General features: G+C 27.9%; 2 protein-coding genes. Both read left to right on the forward strand.

Annotated features, from left to right (window positions below; translation table 11 throughout):
• Window positions 1-219 precede the first annotated feature (219 nt).
• A complete protein-coding gene (locus FT993_RS07970) occupies window positions 220-1,383 on the forward strand; it encodes a hypothetical protein (protein ID WP_110476591.1) in 1,164 nt (387 codons plus the stop codon).
• The gene (locus FT993_RS07975) at window positions 1,374-2,213 is read left to right on the forward strand and encodes a tetratricopeptide repeat protein (RefSeq protein ID WP_110476590.1); all 840 of its coding nucleotides are present in this window, start codon (window positions 1,374-1,376) and stop codon (window positions 2,211-2,213) included. Before FT993_RS07970 ends, FT993_RS07975 begins: the two co-directional genes overlap by 10 nt.
• Window positions 2,214-2,481: the final 268 nt, after the last annotated feature.

Below are 2,481 nucleotides of genomic sequence, written 5' to 3' on the forward strand. Positions count from 1 at the left end.
GTATGTAACAACGGCTATAATTCATTGCGGCGGAATTTTCTACCGAAAATTCCACGCTTTTTTCTATCTTTGATCTATAACGGAATAAGTCTTGCGTATTTTTCCGCAACGAAATCATAGCCAAGGCCGTTGGCTTTAATGCTGAAGAACATCGCAAAACAGCAAGTTTACAGTTATAAACAAAAGCCTGTAAAATTTAAATTTATAATATTGAATTATATGAGATTAACTATTTTATCATTTATTACTTTAGTTTTTTTAACTAGTTGTAGTGATAAACAAAATATTAGTTCAGAAATGTATATTGGAACATACCGAATAATGGACCAAATGGTTCCTTATCCATTCATAATACAACAAAAAAAAGACACTATATATCTTTACAACAATAAAGGTAATAGTATTGATAAAATTACAAACACATCAATAAACAAGAACAAATCACTTAACTTTCAAGAAAAACATCTGAAAATCACACAAAAAGAGGATGACGAATTCCTTGCTTTTGACTTACTAGATACCACAAACTTTAAAACATTCAAAAACGGAAAACCGAGTCCAAAAAATAGTGCTAAATTCAAAAAAATAAAATCAGAAAATAAACTTGACCTTCAAAAAGTTAAAAAAGAAATAGGGAAATTCATTTGGAAATACGATGTCGTTGAAGACGAAAACAGTAACCCAAATAATGATTTAGAAATTGAAAAGTTATTTTATTTTAAAAATGATAGTCTTAACATTATTACGAATTATTACTATCAAGGTTTAAAAACAATTTCAGAGTATGAAACAAAATCATACAATTTTTTTGTAATAGATAGCATTTACTTTTTATCACTTCAAAAAGAAAGTTCTAATCCACAACCAATTTATCAAATTGTAAGATATGATTCAAACAAAATCGAATTAAGAGATTTTTCTTCAAGAGTTTCAAAAAACATCATTTTTCACAAAGAATCAATAAGTGTTATAGACTATACCGAACTAGCAAAAAATTCTTCTATTTACTCAAATTGTTTTGATGGATATCAAGGAGAATATTACTTTGGCGATGATGTTACTTTTAATAAAGGAAATGAATATATAATAAATTATGTTAATGAGAATATTCCAAAAAATGAAACAAACTCGGGATATTTAATAGTTCATTTTAATATAAACTGTTCTGGAAAAGTTGGCAATTTTGGTTTAATTCAAATGAATAGAGACTTTAAAGCAACAGCTTTCTCGAAAGAGTTTGTAAATCACACTATTAATAAAGTAAGTAAATTAGAAGAATTTCCAGCTTCCAACTCACAATTAGAAAGGCTTAATTACAAAGATGTACACGCTTTTTTAATGTTTAAGATTAATAATGGTAAAATCGTAGATGTATGTCCTTAAAATATAAAATCATCAGTTTTACAATACTAGTTTTAGTCTATAGTTGTAATAATAAACAACCTAAAGATTATTCATCATTAGATGAAAATAAAAAAGGAGAAATAGCAAATTGGTATCACGAAATGTCTAACTATTTTTTACAACCATCTGAACTTTATAGAACATATAAAGACTCTGCTTTAATAGTTCAGCCTGATAATGTTGATTTGAGGCAAAGACTTTCTTATTCATATAAAAAAGTTGGAGAACATATCAAAGCTATGGAAGTCTTAAACAAAGCAGTTGAAATTGACACAGCTAATGGAAAGGCAGATGTTTTAGAATATAGAGCTTGGACTCTTTTATACTATTACAGAGATTATGAAGGTGTTATAAGAGATGTTAATTTAATAGAAAAAATTACAGGGAATTCTTATAATTCTTGTTGGGGAGAACCTTGTGGCTTTCACAAAGGACAAGCGTTATACAAACTTGATGATTTTGAAGAAGCTATTAAGACCTTTGAAACTGTTAATATAGAAGAAGAAAAATTGGGATTTGACACTAATGACAATTATATGATTTTCTTTTATATTGGAAGATGTTATACAGAAATGAAAGATTATGACAAAGCAATCTTTTTCTATAATAAATCTCTAGAATCAGTAAAACAATTTCCTGAAGCTTATTATCAATTAGGTTTGATTTATAAAAAACTAAACAAAAATGTAAAAGCCAATGAAAATTTCAAATTGGCAAACGAGTACATTAATTATGGAATGAGTGAGCCTTATGTCGAACGTTTTGATGAAGTTTTTCAATATATGGTAGATAAGGAACTGAATGAATAACTGATTTAAAAAAGCACTAAAAGCCAACACCGTATATAATTTATTGCTAGTTCTAGCCTACTTACGAAAATCCTCTCGGATTTTCTATTCGGTTTTTATTTGCTAAATTAGGTGTTTAAACCACGCAACAAACCATATACAATCACGTTACCTAAAATAGCTCGGAATCTTAAGCGGAACGGAGAAATGATAAATCCGACTGTTTGAAAATTTAACTGACTTAAAAAGAGAACAGTGGAATTGAAAAGCACAACGCGGAATGAAATAG

Source organism: Mesonia sp. HuA40 (assembly GCF_008017835.1).
GTDB lineage: Bacteria > Bacteroidota > Bacteroidia > Flavobacteriales > Flavobacteriaceae > Mesonia.

What these genes read in the sequence shown, in the direction of transcription:
- FT993_RS07970 (WP_110476591.1), top strand. Translation starts at nt 220, where the DNA reads ATGAGATTAACTATTTTATCATTTATTACTTTAGTTTTTTTAACTAGT.
- FT993_RS07975 (WP_110476590.1), top strand. Translation starts at nt 1,374, where the DNA reads ATGTCCTTAAAATATAAAATCATCAGTTTTACAATACTAGTTTTAGTC.